Source organism: Wolbachia endosymbiont of Drosophila leontia (genome assembly GCF_028981785.1).
GTDB lineage: Bacteria > Pseudomonadota > Alphaproteobacteria > Rickettsiales > Anaplasmataceae > Wolbachia > Wolbachia pipientis.
Window position 1 is genome coordinate 1 of sequence record NZ_JAPQLK010000136.1, and the last position, 3,010, is coordinate 3,010.

Annotated in this window: 1 protein-coding gene; it reads left to right on the plus strand. The window is 36.9% G+C overall.

The genetic code is table 11. From position 1 onward, the window contains the following. Positions 1-199: 199 nt before the first annotated feature. The gene (gene alaS / locus OZD63_RS04910) at positions 200-2,914 is read left to right on the plus strand and encodes an alanine--tRNA ligase (protein WP_275008279.1); all 2,715 of its coding nucleotides are present in this window, start codon (positions 200-202) and stop codon (positions 2,912-2,914) included. Positions 2,915-3,010: the final 96 nt, after the last annotated feature.

Below are 3,010 nucleotides of genomic sequence, written 5' to 3' on the forward strand. Positions count from 1 at the left end.
CCAGTATTGGTCTAATTTTTTCAAATTGTTCTTTACTTATATCTCTTGGATAGCTTTTTTGCATAGATATACCTCTTTCTTAACTATGCTTATCTTACCTCATATTTTCGAGATCCTTAACAGGTTCTGAGATCTAGAGAGTGGTATTGATTTTATTTCCATTACAACTTATTATTTATAGATAACCTCAATAAAAACGATGAAGCTAAACGAAATCAGAGAAAGATTTATAAAATTTTTTGTAAATAATGACCACGAGCAGGTTTCTTCTTCTCCTTTGATTCCAGAACATGACCCAACGCTCATGTTCACAAATGCTGGTATGGTGCAGTTTAAAAATATTTTTACTGGTGCTCAAAAAACTGAAATGAAACGTGCTGTCTCAAGTCAAAAGTGCCTAAGAGCAGGCGGTAAACACAATGATCTGGAAAATGTTGGCTATACAACTCGGCATCACACATTTTTTGAAATGCTCGGAAATTTTAGCTTCGGTGATTACTTTAAGGAAACTGCGATAGAATTTGCGTGGGAATTTATCACTAAAGAGTTATCTCTTGATAAAAACAGACTATCCATAACCGTCTACCATACTGATGATGAGGCGTACGAGATTTGGCGTAAGATAAGTGGCTTTTCAAGTGATAAAATCATAAGAATTACAACGGATGATAACTTTTGGAGTATGGGAAGCACTGGTCCGTGCGGTCCATGTTCTGAAATTTTTTATGACCATGGGAGTCCTAATTTACAAGAGGGCGATAGAATTGTTGAAATCTGGAATCTGGTATTCATGGAGTTTAACAAAGATGAAGAAGGTAATTTACACAAATTGCCAAAAAAATGCATCGATACTGGAATGGGCCTTGAAAGAATAGCGGCTGTTATGCAAAACGTCCATGATAACTATGATATTGATCTATTTTCTGCTCTGATAAGTAAATCACAAGAGTACTGTGGAAGAACGGAAAATAAAATAGCGCATAAGATCATAGCAGATCATCTTCGCGCGGCTGCATTTCTCATCGCAGAAGGAGTGCTTCCTGGAAATGAGGGCAGGAATTACGTATTACGCAGATTAATTAGGAGAGCCACACGTTATATTCACCTGCTTGGATATAATGATTCCCTACTCCATCGTATTTTTCCAGTGTTGATAGATAGCACGAGTTCGGCTTATATGGGAGCTGAATTAGTCAGAGCTAAAAGCTTAATAGAAACGACGTTAAAATCAGAGGAAGAAAACTTTAAAGACACTTTGATGAAGGGTATCAATCTCCTGGAGAAATTCACTACAGATTTAAAATCGGGCGATACTTTGCCTGGAGAATCAGCGTTTAAGCTATATGACACCTACGGATTTCCTTTGGATATTACACTTGATATTTTAAAAGAGAAAAAAATAAATTTTGACCAGAAGGGTTTTGATGATGCAATGGGAGAACAAAAAGAGAGAGCACGTGCTAAATGGGCTGGATCTGGTGAAAAATCTGTTGAGCAAGTATGGTTTGATTTGATCAATAAATTTGGCAAAACAAAATTTGTTGGTTATGAGTTCAATGAAGTAAGTGATGCGAAAATACTAGCTATAGTTTCCTCTAAAAATGAAGTAATTGATTCTGCAAAGGAGGGAGAGAAGATAACCATTATACTTGATAAAACACCTTTTTATGGCGAGTCAGGTGGACAAGTGGGAGATACTGGCAGTCTGATCAAACCTGGTAGAAGTATTATTATAGTCGAGAATACCAATAAGGTTAATGACCTATATTTGCACAGATGCATAGTTAAATTCGGTTCAATTTGTAAAGGTGACACAGTTACAGCAAGCATAGATAAGGAAAGAAGGCAAACCTTAAGGAGAAATCATTCAGCTACACACCTTTTGCACTTTGTATTAAGAAAAATCTTGGGTGATCATGTCACTCAAAAAGGTTCCCTAGTTGCACCGGATAAGTTACGATTTGACTTTAGTCATAACACTCAAGTTACTCAGGATCAGCTATTCTTAGTAGAAGATATGGTAAACTCTCTAATCAGAGAAAATCTTTCCGCATCTACAAAAATTCAAAGCATGAATCAGGCAATAGACGAAGGAGCTATGGCGTTATTCGGCGAAAAATATAGCGATCAAGTAAGAGTAGTGAAGATTGGAGATTCAAGGGAACTGTGTGGTGGCACACACGTTGAGCATACTGGAGAAATTGGTTTGTTTAAGATAGTAACAGAGAGTTCTGTTGCTTTTGGAGTGAGGAGAATTGAAGCTTTAACTGGTCAGGAAGCAATCAATTATGTACGTGATAATGAAATTAACTTAAAAAAAGTTGCAGAATTCGTAAAAGCGCCAGTGAGTGAAATAACAAGCAGATTAAGTATTTTAAGTCAAGAACACAAAAAATCCGAAACCAAAATAAAAAACCTATATAAAAAGCTTGTGAGTGCAGAGAATATAAAAAGCACCGAAATAAATGGAATAAATTTTATAAGCCACACTTTCACTGATATTCCAGCAAATGTAATAAGAGAGTTTGTTTTGCAGCAACAAAAACCAAAAACGGTAATAGCTTTTACGGCAACAGAAAAAGATAAAACAGTCTTGATTATTAAAGTAAGTAAAGACTTAATCAATAAGATTAGCGCAAAAGAACTAATATCCATAGCAGTTAAAAAGAACTGTGGTGGGAATGCTGAACTTGCACAAACAGGCTGTGATAGCAATAAAATAGATGATGCCATTACAGCCATTTATAGCAAAATAACAGCTTCTAAGCACTCTACGTCATACCACCACGAACCGTCATACCGCCGCGGCGCTAACAAGCAGCGGGATGACGAATTACTATGCCGCCGCGAACCGTCATACCGCGATTCATTCGCGGTATCTCAGCCGCTAACAAGAGATCCCGCTAGCAAGTAGCGGGATGACGGTTGTCGTTCAGCCACAAACATTAAGAAATTTACCAAATGAAAAAAAAGGCAAAAGAAGCCCCGTGGTTATTATCCGCTTTAAAAT

Bases quoted from the DNA above. Each gene is read 5' to 3' on its own strand.
- alaS (WP_275008279.1), top strand. From the start codon at position 200: ATGAAGCTAAACGAAATCAGAGAAAGATTTATAAAATTTTTTGTAAAT.